This window comes from Luedemannella helvata (assembly GCF_039528415.1).
Lineage (GTDB): Bacteria > Actinomycetota > Actinomycetes > Mycobacteriales > Micromonosporaceae > Luedemannella > Luedemannella helvata.
In genome coordinates, this window is the sequence record NZ_BAAALS010000040.1 from 1 (window position 1) to 17,630 (window position 17,630).

13 protein-coding genes and 1 pseudogene are annotated in these 17,630 nt (G+C 76.0%); 13 read left to right on the forward strand and 1 reads right to left on the reverse strand.

The genetic code is table 11. From position 1 onward, the window contains the following. Nucleotides 1–2,108: 2,108 nt before the first annotated feature. Together ABD191_RS29355 and ABD191_RS26295 are read left to right on the forward strand one after the other, a co-directional pair. A pseudogene (locus tag ABD191_RS29355) lies at nt 2,109–2,679 on the forward strand (tetratricopeptide repeat protein); the annotation flags it as partial. 460 nt (nt 2,680–3,139) lie between these two features. Next, entirely contained in the window at nt 3,140–4,270 is a 1,131-nt protein-coding gene (locus ABD191_RS26295; RefSeq protein WP_425560874.1) for an HAD-IIA family hydrolase, read from the forward strand. On the opposite strand, the gene ABD191_RS26300 is transcribed toward ABD191_RS26295, so the two are convergent. Beyond that, on the reverse strand, nt 4,185–4,520 hold the full coding sequence (locus ABD191_RS26300) for a sterol-binding protein (protein ID WP_344087740.1): 336 nt from the start codon (nt 4,518–4,520) through the stop codon (nt 4,185–4,187). The genes ABD191_RS26295 and ABD191_RS26300 overlap by 86 nt on opposite strands. A 114-nt stretch (nt 4,521–4,634) precedes the next feature. On the opposite strand from ABD191_RS26300, the gene ABD191_RS26305 reads away from it, so the two are divergent. From ABD191_RS26305 to ABD191_RS26355, 11 genes are all read left to right on the forward strand, one after another. Beyond that, nucleotides 4,635–5,360, forward strand: coding sequence for a phasin family protein (locus ABD191_RS26305; RefSeq protein WP_344087743.1), 726 nt, complete (start codon nt 4,635–4,637; stop codon nt 5,358–5,360). Next, nucleotides 5,357–5,638, forward strand: coding sequence for a hypothetical protein (locus ABD191_RS26310; protein ID WP_344087746.1), 282 nt, complete (start codon nt 5,357–5,359; stop codon nt 5,636–5,638). Before ABD191_RS26305 ends, ABD191_RS26310 begins: the two co-directional genes overlap by 4 nt. Before the next feature lie 10 nt (nt 5,639–5,648). After that, a complete protein-coding gene (locus ABD191_RS26315) occupies nt 5,649–6,461 on the forward strand; it encodes a TlyA family RNA methyltransferase (RefSeq protein WP_344087749.1) in 813 nt (270 codons plus the stop codon). After that, on the forward strand, nt 6,454–7,344 hold the full coding sequence (locus tag ABD191_RS26320; RefSeq protein WP_344087752.1) for an NAD kinase: 891 nt from the start codon (nt 6,454–6,456) through the stop codon (nt 7,342–7,344). Before ABD191_RS26315 ends, ABD191_RS26320 begins: the two co-directional genes overlap by 8 nt. A 102-nt stretch (nt 7,345–7,446) precedes the next feature. After that, nucleotides 7,447–9,195: a DNA repair protein RecN gene (recN, locus tag ABD191_RS26325; protein WP_344087755.1), complete on the forward strand. Its 1,749-nt coding sequence runs from the start codon at nt 7,447–7,449 to the stop codon at nt 9,193–9,195. A gap of 87 nt (nt 9,196–9,282) precedes the next feature. Beyond that, nucleotides 9,283–10,464, forward strand: a complete 1,182-nt coding sequence (steA, locus tag ABD191_RS26330) for a putative cytokinetic ring protein SteA (RefSeq protein WP_344087758.1) — start codon at nt 9,283–9,285, stop codon at nt 10,462–10,464. Continuing rightward, complete coding sequence (locus ABD191_RS26335; protein ID WP_344087761.1) at nt 10,461–11,387, forward strand: copper transporter; 927 nt, start codon at nt 10,461–10,463, stop codon at nt 11,385–11,387. Before steA ends, ABD191_RS26335 begins: the two co-directional genes overlap by 4 nt. Continuing rightward, nucleotides 11,384–12,418 (forward strand): hypothetical protein, encoded by a 1,035-nt coding sequence (locus tag ABD191_RS26340; protein WP_425560875.1) that lies wholly within the window; start codon nt 11,384–11,386, stop codon nt 12,416–12,418. The genes ABD191_RS26335 and ABD191_RS26340 overlap by 4 nt, the downstream gene beginning before the upstream one ends. Next, complete coding sequence (locus ABD191_RS26345) at nt 12,415–14,067, forward strand: lipid II flippase MurJ (RefSeq protein ID WP_344087764.1); 1,653 nt, start codon at nt 12,415–12,417, stop codon at nt 14,065–14,067. The genes ABD191_RS26340 and ABD191_RS26345 overlap by 4 nt, the downstream gene beginning before the upstream one ends. An 11-nt stretch (nt 14,068–14,078) precedes the next feature. Continuing rightward, the gene (locus tag ABD191_RS26350; RefSeq protein WP_344087768.1) at nt 14,079–15,233 is read left to right on the forward strand and encodes a glycosyltransferase family 4 protein; all 1,155 of its coding nucleotides are present in this window, start codon (nt 14,079–14,081) and stop codon (nt 15,231–15,233) included. Further along, nucleotides 15,233–17,599 (forward strand): hypothetical protein, encoded by a 2,367-nt coding sequence (locus ABD191_RS26355; protein WP_344087771.1) that lies wholly within the window; start codon nt 15,233–15,235, stop codon nt 17,597–17,599. Before ABD191_RS26350 ends, ABD191_RS26355 begins: the two co-directional genes overlap by 1 nt. Nucleotides 17,600–17,630: the final 31 nt, after the last annotated feature.

A 17,630-nucleotide genomic window follows, 5' to 3' on the forward strand; every position in this document is an offset into this window, starting at 1 on the left:
AGAGTGTGGGAGAGTAGGACGCCGCCGGACAAACATTCAGTTCAGGGCCACCCCCCAGGGTGGCCCTGAACTATTTTGTGCTCGAGATTGTTTTGTGCTCGAGCAACCCCGAGGCGGGGTGGGAAACCGCCCGCCAGGCGTCACCGGCCCCCACACCTGATGATGAGCACGGCCGGCGGGTGTGGGAGAGTTAGGACGCCGTTGGACAACTCTCCGCCGAGGGCCGCCCCGTGGGGCCGGCCCTTCATCATGTTCGGGGTCGCGGAGCACGGTCGGCGGATGATTGCTGGTGGCCGCGTGGGGTACCCGGCAGGCACGGGGCGCCGGTGTCAGGCGTCGTCCGGGTTCCACCGTCGGAGCCCACGCTGGTCAGGAAGGATTAGTACGTGAACGCAGAGTCTGGACGTGGCGCGGAGGGTCGCGATCGCGACGACCGCCAGGGTGGCCGCGGCGACCGGGACACGGGCGCGGGGCGTGGCTACGGCCAGAACCGCGGTGAGTACGGCGACCGGCGCGGCTCGGGCTACCAGGGCGGCGGGCGCGGCTACGGCGGCGGCCGGGACGGGCGTTCGGGCGACCGGCAGGGTTCGGCCGGCCGGGGCGGCTACGGCGACCGGGGCGGCTACGGCGACCGGTCCGGATCGGGCGATCGCGGCGGCTACGGCGACCGCCGGGCGTCCGGGGACCGGGGTGGTTCCAGCGACCGCGGTGGTTCCAGCGACCGGGGCGGCTACCGCGACCGGGGCGGCTCCAGCGACCGCGGCGGTTATGGCGACCGTGGTAGCTACGGCGATCGGCGGGCATCCGGGGACCGGGGCGGTTCCGACCGGGGCGGCTACGGCGACCGCCGGGCGTACGGCGATCGGGGTGGACCCGAGCGTGGCGGGTCCGAGCGTGGCGGGTATGACGCGCGCGGCGGCCGGGGCGACTCGGGCGGTCGCGGCGGTTACAGCGACCGGCGCGGCGGCGGCACGCAGGGCGCGGGGCGCGGCGGCTACAGCGGCGGGCGCGATGGAGACCGGAGCGGCTACCGCGACGGTGACCGCCGGGGCGGTTACGGCGACCGGTCCGGGTCGGGCGATCGCGGCAGGTACGGCGAGCGCGGCGGCTCCGGCGAGCGCGGCGGGTTCGGGGACCGCGGCCGTGACGGCGACCGGTCGGGTTCGGCGGGGCGCGGGTACGGCGATCGTTCCGGTTCGACGGGCCGCGGCGGTTACGGCGACCGCGAAGGCGGAGGCGGGCGCGGCGGTTACGGCGACCGGGCCGGCTCCTCGGGTGGCCGCGGCTCCTACGGCGACCGTGACGGCGGGCGTGGCGGCTCCGGCGGTGGACGCGGCTTCGGCGACCGGCGCGAGGGCTACGGCGCGCGCGGAGCTGGCGGCCGTGAGGGCCGCGGCGGCGGGTACCGCGACCGGGACGAGCGGGGCGGTTTCGGCGGTCGGGACCGGGGCGGCGACGACCGGCGCGGCTTCGGCGACCGGGGCGACCGCCAGGGCTTCCGGGACCGCGGTGAGCGGTCATTCGGCGACCGTCCGGGTGGCGGGCGATCGGGCGGCGACCGCCCGTTCCGCGACCGCGACGACCGGGCCGGGTACGGCGGGTCGGGCAACCGTGACGGCGGCGACCGGGCGGGCTACCGCGACCGTGGGGCCTCCGGCGACCGGGGCGGCTTCCGCGACCGGGGCGGTTCGGGTGACCGGGGCGGCTTCCGCGACCGCGACGGAGGCGACCGTGGTGGCTTCCGCGACCGGGCGGGCTCCGGGGATCGCGGCGGCTCCGGCGATCGTGGTGGCTTCCGGGATCGGGCCGGCACCGCGGATCGCGGTGGTTACGGCGATCGTGCGGCGTCCCGTGACCGGGGCGGTTACGGCGATCGTTCGGGCTCGCGCGAGCGGGGCGGCTACGGCGACCGGGGCGACCGGACCTTCCGCGATCGTGACGACGCGCGGGGCGGCTGGCGTGGCGGTGAGGGCGACGACACGCGCGGTCGGCGGGACGAGGGCCCGCCGCTGCCGGAGGACCTCGACCCGCGCAGCCTGGACCGCGAGGTACGCGAGCAGCTGAGCAGCCTGGCGCGGCCGGTGGCCGAGCGGGTCTCGCTGCGACTCCTGGCGGCCGGCGAGCTGATCGACGCCGACCCGGACACGGCGCTCGCGCATGCCCTGGTGGCGCGCCGGCTGGCGTCCCGCGTTGCCGCGGTCCGTGAGGCCGTGGGACTGGCGGCGTACAAGGCGGGGGACTGGCAGACCGCCATCGCGGAGCTGCGGACGTACCACCGGATGACCGGTACCCAGGCACACGTGGCGATCATCGCGGACTGCGAGCGGGCGCTCGGGCGGCCGGAGCGGGCGGTGGACATGTTCCGCGCCGCCGACCGTGACGAGCTGGCCCCGTCGGAGGCCGTGGAGCTGCTCATCGTCGCCGCCGGTGCCCGGGGCGACCTCGGGCAGCGCGACGCGGCCGTGAGCATGCTTCAGGTGCGCGAGCTGGGCTCGGATGAGCCGTGGGCGTCGCGGTTGCGCTACGCGTACGCGGACGCCCTGCTCGCCGTGGGCCGTCGGGAGGAGGCACGCGAGTGGTTCGCGCGGGCCGCGGAGTCCGACGAGGACGGCGTGACCGACGCGGCGGAGCGGCTGCTCGACCTCGACGGCGTCCTCCTCGAGGAGGACGAGGAGGCGGACGAGGACCTCGACGAGACGGACGGGTCCGGTGCGCCGACCGACCAGGCGGCCGGGGAAGCCGGTGCCGACGAGGACCTGGACGACGACCTCGACGAGGACCTGGACGAGGACCTCGATGAGGATCTCGATGAGGATCTCGATGAAGACCTCGATGAAGACCTCGACGACACCGGCAGCGCGCGGCACGTGGGCGAGGAGATCGTCGACGAGGGCTACTTCGGCGAGGAGGACCTGGAGAAGGGGTCCGAGGAGGAGGAGTCCGAGGCCGCTGAGCTGAAGGCCGACGAGCCCGAGGACCTCGTGGACTTCGCCGAGGAGCGCAAGGTCGGCATCGAGGAGCGCAAGGTCGGGGTCGAGGAGGACGTCTTCGACGACACCGACGACGACAGGGGCGCGGACGCCACGGGCGTCGACGATGACGGGCCGACCGTGGACGAGCGGGCGCCGAAGCCGTGAATGTGGCGGAGCAGCCGTCCGCCACGCTGGCGACGGCGTACGACCTGATTATTTTTGATCTTGATGGGGTCGTGTACGTCGGCACGGAGCCGGTGCCGGGGGCCGCGGACGCGATCGCGCGGCTCGCGGCGGCCGGCACCGCCGTGGCGTACGCGACGAACAACGCCTCCCGGCGCGCCCAGGAGGTCGCCGACCTGCTCGGCGCCGTGGGCGTGCCGGCCACGGCGGCCGAGGTGCTCACCTCGGCGGAGGCGGCGGCGCGCCTGCTGGCGGCGGACCACCCGGCGGGGTCGCCGATCCTCGTGGTGGGTGCGCCGGCGCTGCGCGCCGACGTCGCGGCGGCCGGGCTGGTGCCCGTGTCCGGCGCGGCGGACGGGCCGGTCGCGGTCGTGCAGGGCTACGGGCCGCAGCTCGGCTGGGCCGACCTCGCCGAGGCGAGCGTGGCGATCCGGGCCGGCGCGCGCTGGGTCGCGACGAACACGGACGCGACGCTGCCGTCACCGCGCGGCCCGCTGCCCGGCAACGGCAGCCTCGTGGCCGCGCTGGCCCACGCACTCGGCCGCGGGCCGGACGCCGTGGTCGGCAAGCCGGAGCCGGCGCTGTTCGAGGTGGCCGCGCAGCGCTACGGGGCCGCGAATCCGCTGGTGGTCGGCGACCGGCTCGACACGGACATCGAGGGCGCCAACCGGGCCGGGATGCCGAGCCTCGTCGTGCTGACCGGCGTCACCCAGCCGGCCGACCTGCTCGAGGTGGCGCCCGCCCTGCGCCCCACCCACCTCGCGACCGACCTCAGTGGACTGTTCGAGCCGGAGGCGCTGGTGCGCATCCCGGCCTGCGCGGACCCCGCCGAGGGAGCGGGCGCGGGCGGCTGGCGGGTCACCGCCACGGGTGACGAGCTGCTGCTTGACGGGTCCGGTGACGCGACCGACGCGCTGCGCGCGCTGGTCGCGGTCGCGTGGGCGACCTCCGGCCGCGCGGTTCAGGTCACCCCGGCGGGTACGGACGCGGAGCGCGCGCTCGCCGAGTTGAACCTGCCGGTCGCCGCCGTCACAGCAGCTTCCGCAGTTTCAGCAGGTCACCGAGGCTCGCCTTCACCGACGCCCGCCCCGATGCCCAGGCCGCAGCGAAGGTGAGTTCGCCGGCGACCAGCGCGAGCAGGTCGTCGCTGCCGATCCCCAGGCGGATCTTGGCCCGGGGATCGTCGCCGTCGGTCAGGTCGACGATCCGCCCGCCCGTCAGGCGGCCGTGGAACGCGACATCGAGGTCGCGAATGTGGCAGGCGAGCGTGCGGTCGAGGTCCAACCGAGCGGCCGTCTCCGGCGAGCCGGCCAGTTTTCCGGCCAGCTCACCCAGGGCCTGACGGCACTGCTCGACGGTCGCCATGCTGCTCTCCTCGCCGGACGGCGGCCCAGGGGGCCGGTGGTGCACAAGGTCGACACATGCTGCCGGTAGCGTGGACCCGGCACGTGACACGATACGGCGGAAGGAGCTCGGACGATGGCGGATGCGTGGCGGGCCTACCTGGAGGTGGCGCTCGGGGCTACCGAGGCCTCGCGGAAGAAGGCCACCAAGGTGGTCAAGCGGGTCCTCGGCCGGGGCGGCGCGACCGCCGAGCAGGTCCAGCAGATGGCGAATGACCTCCTGACGGCCAGCGCGGCCAACCGCGAGGCCGTCGCGAAGCTGGTGAAGCAGGAGGTCGACAAGGCACTGGGCAAGGTGGGCCTCGTGTCGGCCGACGAGGTCGCCGCGCTCAGGGCGCAGGTACGCGAGCTGGAGAAGCAGCTGAACACGGCCCGCGCGGGTGCCGCCGAGCCGGCCGGCACGCGCGCGCCGCAGGGCGACACCACGGCCGCGGCGGACAAGCCCGTCGCCAAGAAGGCCGTGGCGAAGAAGGCGGTCGCGAAGAAGGCGGCCGCCGCACCGATCAACGGGGCGGCCGCGCCGACGGTCGTGCCGGCACTCGCGCCCGAGGAGGCCGCGGCCGCCGCCGAACTGACCGAGGCGCAGACCCCGGCCAAGAAGACCGCACCGGCTAAGAAGGTCGCCAGGAAGGCCGCCACGTCAGCCGGTGAGACGGAGCCCGCCGGGTCGACCGAGGTGCAGCCCGCGCCGACGAAGAAGGCCGCGTCCGCGAAGAAGGCGGCGCCGGCCAGGAAGGCCGCCGCGCCGAAGAAGGCCGCGGGGTCCCCTGACGCGGCCGATGCCGGGTCGGCGGGCGCGTGACGGGGCCGGCGCAGGCCGGGCTGCCGGGCGTACTCCCCGGGGGTGTGGGTAGCGCGGCGGCGCAGCCGGCCGCGGCCCGCACCGACGCGGAGGCCGTGCCGCTCACCACGGGCCACGACGACGTGGACGCGGCGCTCGCCGCGCTCGCCGACGTCGCGGACGCCGAGCCGGCGGAGCAGGTCGGTCCGTTGGGTGAGGCGCTCGACGTGCTGCGCGCGACGCTGGACTCGATCGGCCACGAACTCAACGGCCAGGGCGCCGCCGGGCCGGCCCGGTAGATATTCGATCATGGCGCGACGCAACCGCCTCGACACTGAGCTCGTCCGCCGCGGCCTCGCGCGTTCCCGCGAGCAGGCGGCGCAGCTTGTCGCGGCCGGGCTGGTGGAGGTGCGCGGCACGACCGCCACGAAGCCGGCCGCGATGGTCGACACGGCCGACGCCGTGCGCGTCGTGGCGGGTGGCGGCGACGAGTACGTGTCGCGGGGGGCGCACAAGCTGATCGGAGCGCTGGCGGCGTTCGGGCCGGCGGGGCTGACGGTGGCGGGGCGCCGCTGCCTGGACGCGGGGGCGTCGACGGGCGGCTTCACGGAGGTCCTGCTGCGCGAGGGCGCGGCCGAGGTGGTCGCGGTCGACGTGGGCTACGGGCAGCTGGCCTGGTCGCTGCGCAACGACGAGCGGGTCCGGGTTCAGGAACGCACCAATGTGCGGTCGCTGACCCCGGAGGCGATCGGCGGGCAGGTGGCGCTGACGGTCGCGGACCTGTCGTTCATCTCGTTACGGCTGGTGCTGCCGGCCCTGGCCGCGTGCACCGCGCCGGACGGTGATCTCGTGCCGATGGTCAAGCCGCAGTTCGAGGTCGGCAAGGAGCGCGTCGGCGCGGGCGGCGTGGTGCGTGACCCGGCGCTGCGGGCCGGGGCCGTGCTCGATGTCGCGGCCGCCGCCGCCGGGCTGGGGCTGGGCGTGGCCGGGGTGGTGGCGAGCCCGCTGCCCGGGCCGTCGGGAAATGTGGAGTTCTTCCTGTGGCTGCGTCGGGGCGCGCCGCCGGTGGACGCGGCGGCCGTGCGGGCGGCCGCGGGAGTCGAGGACGGTTCCGATGGGTGATCGGTCCGCGCTGCTGGTCATCCACACTGGACGGCCGAACAGCGTCGAGTTGGCCCAGCTGGTCGCGGCCGACCTGGTCGCCGCCGATTTCGAGGTGCGGGTCGTGGCCGACGAGGCCGCCGGCGTCGACCTGCCCGGGGTCGTCGGGGTGAGCGGGCCGGAGGCGGCCGAGGGCGTCGAGATGGTCTTCGCCCTGGGCGGCGACGGGACGCTGCTGCGCGCGGCCGAACTGGCCCGCCCGGCGATGGTGCCGCTGCTCGGCATCAACCTGGGCAAGGTCGGCTTCCTGGCCGAGGCCGAGGTCGACGACATCGACAAGGTCGTCGAGCACGTGATCGCCCGCGAGTACACGGTGGACTCCCGGCTGACGGTCGACGTGTGCATCGCCCACGAGGGCGAGGTGGTCGTGGAGTCCTGGGCGCTCAACGAGGCGAGCGTGGAGAAGGGCTCCCGCGAGCGCATGATCGAGCTGCGGGTGGACGTGGACGGTCGGCCGCTGTCGCGGTACGGGTGCGACGGCGTGGTGTGCGCGACGCCGACCGGCTCCACGGCGTACGCGTTCTCGGCCGGTGGGCCGGTCGTCTGGCCGGAGGTCGAGGCGCTGCTCCTGGTGCCGATCAGCGCGCACGCCCTGTTCAGCCGGGCGGTGGTGACCGCGCCGTCGTCGACGATCACGATCACGCTGGACCCGCACGCGGCGCCCGGGGTGATGTGGTGCGACGGGCGGCGGGCGTTCGACGTCCCGCCGGGCAGCCAGATCACGGTGCGCCGGGGCAGCCTGCCGGTGAAGGTGGCCCGACTGCGGCACCGGCCGTTCACCGACCGGCTGGTGGCCAAGTTCGGGCTGCCCGTCGCCGGTTGGCGATCGAACGCACACGGTTAACGTCAGCCACACGAGTGGTGTTCTGTCACCCGGTCCTACTACTGTTGGTCACCGCCAGCCAGGGCCCCGACCGGGCCCGCCTCGCGAGCGAAAGGGCTCAACGTGCTGGAGGAGCTGCGGATCTCGGGCCTTGGCGTCATATCGGATGCCACCCTGCCCCTGGGCACCGGATTCACCGTCATCACCGGTGAGACCGGCGCCGGCAAGACCATGGTCGTCGCCGGTCTCGGCCTGCTGTTCGGCGGCCGGTCCGACGCCGGGCGGGTGCGCGCCGACCCCGGCCGCGCCGTGGTCGAGGGGCGGCTGCGGCTGACCGGCGCCGTCGCGGGGGCGGTGGCCGAGCGGGTCGCCGAGGCGGGCGCGGAGGCCGACGACGACGGCACCCTGCTGCTGACCCGCATCGTCACCGCCGAGGGTCGCTCGCGCGCCCACGTGGGCGGGCGCACCGTGCCCGTGGCCGTGCTGGCCGACGTGGGCGAGCAGGTGCTCGCCGTGCACGGCCAGTCCGATCAGCTGCGACTGCTGCGCCCCGCCGAGCAGCGCGCGGCGCTCGACCGGTTCGCCGGGGTGGAGCACGACAAGCTGCTCGCGAGCTACCTGCAGACGTACACGGCGTGGTGCCGGATCACCGACGAGCTGGCCGAACGCCGGCGCACGGCCCGGGAGCGCAACCAGGAGGCCGACCTGCTGAGGCTGGGCCTCGACGAGATCACCCGGGTCGACCCGCAGCCGGGCGAGGACGAGGCGCTGCGCGAGGAGGCCCAGCGGCTGGAGCACGCGGAGGGCCTGCGCACGGCGGTGCAGACGGCCTACCTGGCGATGGGCGGCAACGACAGCGACGAGGCCTCCGACGCGGGCAGCCTGCTCAGCACAGCGCGGCGCACGCTGGAGGGCCAGGCCGGTGTCGACCGGCTGCTGGGCGACTACGCGGCCCGCCTCGACGAGGTGTCGACCCTGGTCGCCGACCTCACCTCCGACCTGGGCGCCTACCTCGACACGCTGGACGCCGACCCGGACCGGCTGGCCGCCGTCTACGAGCGGCGGGCCGTGCTGCGCGGCCTCACCCGCAAGTACGCGGAGGACATCGACGGTGTGATCGCCTGGGCGGCGCGGGCGCGGGAGCGGCTGGGCCTGCTGGACACCTCCGACGAGCAACTGGAGGAGATGGAGGCCGAGCGCGCCAAGCTGGGTGCCGAGGTGGCCGAGCTGGCCGGCCAGGTGTCCGCGTCCCGCAAGGCGGCCGCGGTGCGCTTCGCCGAGCTGGTCACGGGCGAGCTGGCCGGGCTGGCCATGCCGCACGCCCGCGTGGACGTGGTGGTCGCCCCGCGCCCGGTGGGCGGGCTGCCCGGCGTCACGGTCGACGGGGTCGAGGTGGGCGCCGCGGCCGACGGGACCGACGAGGTCGAGCTGCGGCTGCGCCCGCACCCGGGCGCCCCCGCGAGCGCGTTGCAGAAGGGCGCCTCCGGCGGCGAGCTGTCGCGCGTGATGCTGGCCATCGAGGTCGTCTTCGCGGGCTCCGGCGGGCCCTCGACGCTGGTGTTCGACGAGGTCGACTCCGGCGTCGGCGGGACGGCCGCCGTCGAGATCGGCCGGCGGCTGGCGCGGCTCGCGCGTACGCATCAGGTGTTGGTGGTCACACATCTGCCGCAGGTGGCCGCGTTCGCCGATCATCACCTGGTGGTGGCCAAGGACACCAGTGGGGCGGTCACCACCAGCGGTGTGCTCGTGGTGCGGGACACTGACAGGGCCCGTGAGCTGGCGCGCATGCTGGCCGGTCTGCCCGATTCCGACCTCGGTATCGCCCACGCGGAGGAGCTCCTGGCGGTCGCCAGTCGCGACAAGCGGGCATAATGACGGGGAGTGTGCCCTCCGCGGTGGCGGGGCACACGGGCATGTCGTGGCGGTGTTACGCCCTGGTAGGTGTCAAGATTGGCGGCGATGCGTCTACCCACGTTGCGCCGGTCCCGGTCCGCTGACCCGGGTGTGATTACCGGCCCGGTCCGGCTGGACCGGCGGACCAAACGACTCGTCGGCCGGCTGCGGCCGGGCGACATCGCGCTGATCGACCATGTGGACCTCGACCGGGTCGCGGCCGACTCGCTCGTGGCGGCCCGGGTCGCGGCCGTGCTCAACGCCAAGCCGTCGATTTCCGGACGGTACCCGAATCTCGGGCCCGAGGTGCTCATCGAGGCCGGCATCCCCCTGCTGGACGACCTCGGCGAGGACGTCTTCCAGCTCGTCCGCGAGGGCGACGACCTCGTCGTCGAGGCCGACACCGTGCTGCGGGGCGGCGAGGCGATCGCCACGGGCGTCCGCCACGACGCGGGCACGGTCGCCAAGGCCATGGCGGACGCGCGCGAGGGCCTGTCGGTGCAGCTGGAGGCGTTCGCCGCCAACACGATGGAGTACCTGAAGCAGGAGCGCGACCTCCTGCTCGACGGCGTGGGCGTGCCGGAGATCCGCACGAAGCTGGCCCGCCGGCACTGCCTCATCGTGGTACGCGGCTACGACTACCGGGCCGACCTGGAGGTGCTGCGCCCGTACATCCGGGAGTTCAAGCCGGTCATCATCGGTGTCGACGGTGGCGCGGACGCGCTGGTCGAGGCCGGGCACACCCCCGATCTGATCATCGGCGACATGGACTCCGTCTCCGACGACGTGCTGCGTTGCGGCGCCGAGGTGATCGTGCACGCGTACCCGGACGGGCGCGCGCCGGGCCTGCACCGCACGGAGCAGCTCGGCGTGCCGGCGGTGCTCTTCCCCGCGGCGGCCACCAGCGAGGACATCGCCATGCTGCTCGCCGACGAGAAGGGGGCCTCGCTGATCGTCGCGGTGGGCACGCACGCCACCCTGGTGGAGTTCCTCGACAAGGGTCGCGGCGGCATGGCGTCGACGTTCCTCACCCGGCTCAAGGTCGGCGGCAAGCTGGTCGACGCGAAGGGGGTGAGCCGCCTCTACCGGCAGAGCATCTCCGGCTCGGCGCTGCTGCTGCTCCTGCTCTCCGCGCTCGCCGCGATGGCGGCGGCCGTCGCCGTCTCCACGGTCGGCAAGGCGTATGTGGGCATTCTGGCCGAGTGGTGGGACAACCTCGTCTTCGACCTGCAGAGGCTCTTTTCGTGATCAATTTCCGGTACCACGTCGTCTCCCTCACGGCCGTCTTCCTGGCCCTGGCCATCGGCCTGGTCGTCGGCACCACGGCGCTCAACGGACCGATCTCGGAGTCCCTCAAGGAGCAGGTCGACGAGCTCGGCAAGCAGAACCAGGAGCTGCGCGACCGGATCAACCACCTCGAGGACGACGTCGACAAGCGGGAGGACTTCGCCAGCCAGGTGGCGCCGGCCCTGCTGGCCACGAAGCTCGCCACCGACCGGGTGCTCGTGGTGACGCTGCCCTCCGGCGCGGGCTACGTCGAGGATGTCACCCAGATGCTCACCCTCGGGGGCGCGACCGTCACCGGCATCGTCCAGGTCAACGACAAGTTCATCGACCCGGCCCGCAACGACGAGCTGCTCGACCTCGCCCACCTGTCGCTGCGCCCGTCGATCACCGGGACGCTGCCCACGAACACCGACGGGGTCGAGGCGTCCTCCGCGCTGCTCGCCGCCGTGCTGCTGGCCCGTACGCCGCCCGTGCCGGCCGACGACCTGGACAGCGTGCTCGCCGCGTACCAGAAGGCGGAGTACATCACGATCAACGAGAACGTCACCGGCCCCGCGGGCGCGGTCGTCGTCATCTCGGGCCCGCCGGTCGCCGACAAGGACGGACCGCGCAAGAACGCCGCCGTCGTGACGCTCGTCGACCAGTTCGATCAGGCCGGCCGGATCGTCGTGGCCGCCAACGGGCTCGCCGGCGACGGCAACGTGGTCGCGACCGTGCGCGCCGACCCCAAGCTCAAGACCACGGTCTCGACCGTGGACAACGTCTCCACCCCCCAGGGCCGGTTGGCCGCCGCGCTCGCCGTGGCCGACCAGATCGAGGGGCGGGCGGCCGGCCACTTCGGCATCGGCAGCGGTGCTCTCCTGTTGCCGAAGCTGGCCCCATGACGGGCGTGAAGGCGGCCACGGTGGGGCGGGCGCTGCTCGGCCTCGCCGCCGCTGGTCTGGCCCGGCAGGCGCTCGCCGGCATCTCCCGCACGGCGGGCGCGCGGGCGCTCGACCGGGTCAACCACCGCGGCGAGCCGGTCAGCCTGGCCGCCGGGCCGGCGTTCGCGCTGGCCGCCTCGGCCACGGCGGGCGCGGGCGCGGCCGTGGAGGGCTCACCCCGGCTTGCCGCCGCGAGCCTGGTCGCCGGCCTGGGTTGCGGCGCGGTGGGCCTCTACGACGACATCGTGGGCGCGCGGCCCGACCAGAAGGGCGACAAGGGCTTCCGGGGCCATCTCGCCGCGTTGCGTGAGGGCCGGGTGTCCAGCGGCCTCGTGAAGATCGCCGGCGTGGGCGCGGCCGGGCTCGTGGCCGCCGCGCTGCTGCCGACCACGGACCGGCGGGGCCGGCGCCGGCGCGGCCTCGGTCGGGCCGTGGACGTGGCGCTGGGCGCCGGGGTCATCGCGGGCACCGCCAACCTGTACAACCTGCTCGACCTGCGCCCCGGCCGGGCGCTCAAGGCGGGCCTCATCGTGGGCGTCCCGCTGGCCGCCGGCCCGGGCGGCGCCCCGGCCGCCGGCACCGTCGGGGCCGCGGCCGGGCTGCTGCCCGACGACCTGGGGGAGCGGGTCATGCTCGGCGACAGTGGCGCGAACAGCCTGGGCGCCTTGCTGGGCGTGGCGCTGGCCGCGCGCACGGGCCGGCTGGGCCGCGCCGGGCTGTTCGCCGGCCTCGTCGCCCTCACGGCGGCGAGCGAGAAGGTCAGCTTCACCAAGGTCATCGAGCGCACGCCCGTGCTGCGGGAGCTCGACGCGCTCGGCCGCCGCCCGGCCACGGGCGCCGGGGCGACGCCGCCGGCACCGCGCCGGGCATCCGACGGCGCCGCGGGCCGCGTCACGGCGCCCGGCCAGCGTGGCGCGCCCGCTGGCGAGACCGGCAGGCGGGCCGGCGCGCGGCCGGCCGGTGGAGGCTCCGGGACTGGCCTGGCCCAGTGACGTCCCGCGCGCGCGGCATCGCGGGCGCGGCGGCCCTCATCGCCATCCTCACCGTGGGAAGCCGGGTGGCGGGCTTCGCCCGTACGGTGCTGTTCGCCGGGGTGGTCGGGCCCACCGACCTGGGCGACGTCTACCAGACCGCCAACACCATCCCCAACATCATCTTTGAGATCGTCGCCGGTGGGGCGCTGGCCGCCCTCGTCGTGCCGCTGCTGGCCGGCGCGGTGGTCGCGGGCGACCGCGAGGCCGTGTCGCGGACCGCGTCGGCCCTGCTGACCTGGGTGCTCGTGCTCCTGGTGCCGCTGGCGGTCGTGGTCGCGGTCGCGGCCGGCCCGATCGTGGGGCTGCTCGGCAACGACGCGAACCCGGCGGCCCTGGACATGGGCGCGCGGATGCTGCGCGTCTTCGCCGTCCAGCTGCCGCTCTACGGGGTGGGCATCATCCTCGCCGGGGTGCTGCAGAGCCACCGCCGCTTCGCGTGGCCCGTCCTCGCGCCGCTGCTGTCGAGCGTGACCGTCATGGCGGCGTACGGGCTGTTCGCCACGCTCGCCCCCGCCCCGGCCCGGGTGGCCGACATCGGGCGCGGCCCCGAGCTGGTGCTCTCGGTCGGCACCACCCTGGGCGTCGCCGTCCTGACGATGTGCCTGGTGGTGCCGGTGCGCCGGTTGAGGCTGCGGCTGCGGCCGACGCTCGGCGTGGACGCGGACCTGCGGCGGCGGGCGGTCGGCCTGGCCGGCGCCGCGATGGTCACCGTCGTGGCGCAGCAACTGGCGCTGGCGTACCTGCTGACATTGGCCAACGGGGCGCGCCTGGACGGCACGGTGGTGCTGTTCGGGCTGGCCCAGACGGTGTTCCTGCTGCCGTGGGCGGTGCTGGCCGTGCCCGTGGCCACATCGGCGTACCCGGAGCTGGCCGAGGCCGCCGCCGCGGGCGAACGGGACCGCTTCGACGCCACCCTCGCCCGTACGACCCGGGCGGTGCTGCTGCTCGCCGGGCTGGGCGCGGCGGCCCTCGTGGCCGTGGCCGTGCCGGCCGCGCGGGTACTCGTCACGATCATGCACCGGGCGGTCGACCCGGCCGGGCTGGCCGCCGGCATCGCGGCGTTCGCCCCGGGCCTGCTCGGGTACGCCCTGCTGGCGCTGCTCAGCCGGGCCCTGTACGCGGCCGGCCAGGCGCGCCGGGCCGCCGTGGCCACGGCGGTGGGCTGGGTGGCCACCATGGCCGCCGCGCTGGGCCTGTCGCTGGCGCTGGACCCCGCCGACCGGGTGGCGGCCCTGGCGGCGGCGAACTCGATCGGCATGACCGTGCTCGGCGTGGCCCTGCTCGCCGTCGTGGGCCGGCGGGTCGGCCGTGGTGGGCTGGCCGGGGTTCCCCGGGCCGCCGTGGCGGCGCTGGTCGCCGGCGCGGTCGGGGCCGTGGCCGGGGCCGGCGCGGCGCGCGCGGTGGCGGCGCTGACGACCCCGGGTGTCGTCGCGGACGTGTCGGCGGGCATGCTAGCGGGTGTCGTGGCGGCCGCGGGCTTCCTGCTCGTCGGGCTCCTCGTCGACCGGCCCGACCTGGGGCCGATGCTGGGGCGCCTCGCGCGCGCACTGCGCCGCGGCCGCCGAAGGCCGGTCGTCGACGAGCCGGCCGCGACGGGGCGACGGTGAGAGGGGCGGGTGTGAACGGCGCCGACGCGGGCACGGGCGGCCGCGACGTGGCGCTCGTGCTGGGCAGCAGTACGGGCGGCATCGGGCGGCATGTCGCGTCCCTGGCCGCGGGCCTGCTGGCCCGGGGCGACGCCGTCACCGTGTATTCGCCCGCCGAGACGGAGCGGCAGTTCGACTTCGCCGGCCTCGGGGCCACCCACGTCGCGTTGGAGATCCCCGCCTCGCCCCGCCCGGCCGACGCGCGGGCCGTCGCGGCGCTGCGTCGCGGGCTCGCCGATCGCCCCGCCGGGGTGATCCACGCGCACGGGCTGCGGGCCGGCCTGGTGGCCGCGCTGGCCCGCCGCAACGGCACCCCGCTGGTGGTCACCTGGCACAACGCCGTTCTCGGCCGGGGCGTGAAGGCCAAGGCGCTGGCCGTCGCGGAGCGGTACGTGGCCCGTAGCGCGGACCTGAACCTGGGCGCCTCGGCCGACCTCGTGGACCGGGCGCGCGAACTCGGCGGGCGCGACGTGCGGCTGGGTCCGGTGGCCGCGCCGATCCTGCCCGCGCCCGCGCGTACCCGCGACCAGGTGCGCGCCGAGCTGAACGCCGGCGACGGGCCGCTGGTGCTGTCCGTGGGCCGGCTGCACCCCCAGAAGGGGTACGACCTGCTGGTCACGGCGGCGGCCCGGTGGCGCGAGCTGCGCCCGGCCCCGACGGTCGCGATCGCCGGCACCGGCCCCGCGTACCGCAAGCTGGCCGCGCAGATCTCCACCACCCGCGCTCCCGTGCTGCTGCTCGGGCACCGCACGGACGTGGCCGACCTGCTCGCCGCCGCCGACCTGGCCGTGGTGAGCAGCGTGTGGGAGGCCCGGCAGCTGTTCGCCCAGGAGGCCCTCGTGGCGGGCGCCCCGCTCGTGGCCACCGCCGTGGGCGGCCTGCCCGGGCTGGTCGGCGACGCGGCCGTCCTCGTGCCGGCCGGCGACGTGGACGCCCTCGACACGGCGGTGCGTGACCTGCTGGGCGACGCGCAGCGTCGTGCCGAGCTCAGCGCGGCCGCCCGGCGGCAGGCGGCGAGCTGGCCCACGGAGGCCGACACCATCTCCATGATCAGTGACCTGTACGACGAGCTGGGGGCGGCTGCCGGCGGGTCGTCCGAGGAGCCGGCCGCTGGCGGTCGGGACTGATGCCGCGCCGACTGGCCCGGATGGTCCCCTCGTCGGAGGGCTCACGCCTGGCCCCGTTCCTCGTGGCCGCCGCCGTCGCCGTAGCCAGCATCGTGGCCCTGGTCGCCCGCCCGGCGACGACCCCCGCCGAGCGCCAGGCCGACTATGTGATCATCGCGGGGGCGCCCGGGCTGCGTTGGGACGACCTGTCACCGACCGAGACGCCCGCCCTGTGGCAGCTGGCCGCACGCGGGTCCATCGGCGCGCTGGCGGTGCGCTCCGCGCGCGGCGTGACCTGTCCCGCCGACGGCTGGCTCACCCTGGGCGCCGGCAAGCCGGCCCTGCGCACCGGCATCCGGGCCGCCGCCCGCCCGACGGGCACGGCCAGGCCGGGCCCCACGTCGCCCGGCCGTTCCAGCGGCGCGGCGCCGACCACACCCCCCGCCACGACCGCGCCGCCGGAGGTGGACAGCGCGATCGGCTGCTACCTCGGCAACACGGAGGTGTTCAGCCCGGACTCGATCGGCGGCCTGCTGCCCGACCAGCCCACAGTCGTCTCCTACAACGAGGGCCTCACCTGGGGCGCCCGGCCGGGCGCCCTCGCCGAGTCGATGCGGTGCACGGTCGCCGTCGGGGCGGGCGCGGCCGTGGCGGCGGCGCGGCCCATCGGTCGGGTCGACCGGTACGCCGCGGCGCTGCCCGCCGACCCGGCACCGCTGCTGCGACACTGCGTCCTGTCGATCGTCGACCTGGGCGTGGTGGCCGGTGACGGCGACGTGCGCCGGTTCGCCGTGCGTGAGGCGGACGCGCGGATGGCCCGGGTGCTGGCCGCCCGCCCGCCCGGCTCCCTCGTGCTCGCGGCCGGCCTGGCGGACACGGACGAGACGTCACGCCTGCACGTGGCCATCGCGGACGGGCCCGGCTACGCCGGGGGCTGGCTCAGCTCCCCGAGCACCAGCCGGTCGGGGTACCTGCAGCTCATTGACCTGGCGCCGACGGCGCTGGCCGCGCTCGGCAAGCAGCACCCGGCCCGGCTGTTCGCCGGCCAGCCGGCCAACCGCACCGAGGGCCGCCCGGACGACCTCGCCGCGGCCGTGCGCCGGCTCGCCGACGCCGACCGCGAGGCGGGCGCCCAGCGCGACGTCTCCGGGCGCTTCTTCGTGGGGCTGGCCGTGGTCGCCCTGCTGGCCGTGGCGCTCGCGGTGCCGCTGCTGCGGCAGGTGCGCCGGGGCATCGGGCCGCGCGGCCCGCGCGCCGCGCCCGCCGGCCTGCGCCGCGCCGCGGAGATGGTCCTCATCGCCATCGCGCTGGCCATCCCGGCCGCGCTGGTGGCGGGCCTCACCGGGTGGTGGCACACGGCCGCGCCCGCCTGGGTGTTCCTCGTGGGCCTGCTCGTCGCCCTGACCCTCGGCGTGGCCGTGAGCGTGCTGTCGCCCGCGCGCCGGCACACCCTCGGCCCGACGGGGGCGGCCGCCGGCCTGGCCGCCGTGGTCGTCCTGCTCGACGTCCTGACCGGTACGAGGCTGCAGCTCAACGGCGTCGGCGGGTACTCGGCCCTGGAGGGCGCCCGCTACGCGGGGCTGGGCACGGTCGGGCTCGGCGTGTTCAGCGCCGGGCTGCTGCTCGCCGCCGGCTGTGTCGCCCAGCGGCTGCCGCGCCGGTGGCGGCCCGCGTGCGTGGCCGTGCTGGGCGGTATCGGCGTGATGGTGGTCGGCAGCCCGTACCTGGGCACGGACGCGGCCGGGGCGATCTCCCTGACCGCCGGGGTCTGTGTGGCCGCCGCGATGAGTACGGGCGGCTGGCTCACCGTCGGGCGGCTGTCCTGGACGGTCCTGGCCGGGGTCGTGGTCACCATGGGCTTCGCGCTGCTGGACCTGCGCCGCCCGCCGGAGACCCGGGGGAGCCTGGGCCGCTTCCTCACGGCCGTACAGGACGGTACGGCCGCCGCGATCGTCCGGCGGACCAACATCGACAACGTGGCCATGATGGCCCGCAGCCCGCTCGCCTGGCTGGCCATCGGGGCGGCCGTGTTCGCGTTCGTGGTCATCCCGCGCCACTGGGGTGGCCTCACCCGCCTGTTCGCGATCTACCCGGCCGTGCGGGCGGCGGCGGCCGGCCTGACCGTGGCCGTCGTGCTGGGCGGCCTGACCAACGGGGTGGGCCTGACGGTGGCCGGCGCCGGCGCGGCGACCGCCCTGCCGCTGCTGGTGGTCGCCGCGCTGCGGGTGCTCGCCCACGCCGACGAGCGCACGGGCGCCGCCCCGCCCACCGGCGAGGTCCTACCGGAGCCGGACCCGCCGGAGCCGGCCGTCCCGGAGCAGGCGGGCCCGCCGGGCGACACGGTCGCGGGCCGTCCTCAGCCCGCCGCCGGTCACGTGTTACCGTGAAATCCCGTGGATGGCGCCTCGCCCGGACGGG

What these genes read in the sequence shown, in the direction of transcription:
- ABD191_RS26300 (WP_344087740.1), bottom strand. Translation starts at nt 4,520, where the DNA reads ATGGCGACCGTCGAGCAGTGCCGTCAGGCCCTGGGTGAGCTGGCCGGA.
- ABD191_RS26305 (WP_344087743.1), top strand. Translation starts at nt 4,635, where the DNA reads ATGGCGGATGCGTGGCGGGCCTACCTGGAGGTGGCGCTCGGGGCTACC.
- ABD191_RS26315 (WP_344087749.1), top strand. Translation starts at nt 5,649, where the DNA reads ATGGCGCGACGCAACCGCCTCGACACTGAGCTCGTCCGCCGCGGCCTC.
- ABD191_RS26320 (WP_344087752.1), top strand. Translation starts at nt 6,454, where the DNA reads ATGGGTGATCGGTCCGCGCTGCTGGTCATCCACACTGGACGGCCGAAC.
- steA (WP_344087758.1), top strand. Translation starts at nt 9,283, where the DNA reads ATGCGTCTACCCACGTTGCGCCGGTCCCGGTCCGCTGACCCGGGTGTG.
- ABD191_RS26340 (WP_425560875.1), top strand. Translation starts at nt 11,384, where the DNA reads ATGACGGGCGTGAAGGCGGCCACGGTGGGGCGGGCGCTGCTCGGCCTC.
- ABD191_RS26355 (WP_344087771.1), top strand. Translation starts at nt 15,233, where the DNA reads ATGCCGCGCCGACTGGCCCGGATGGTCCCCTCGTCGGAGGGCTCACGC.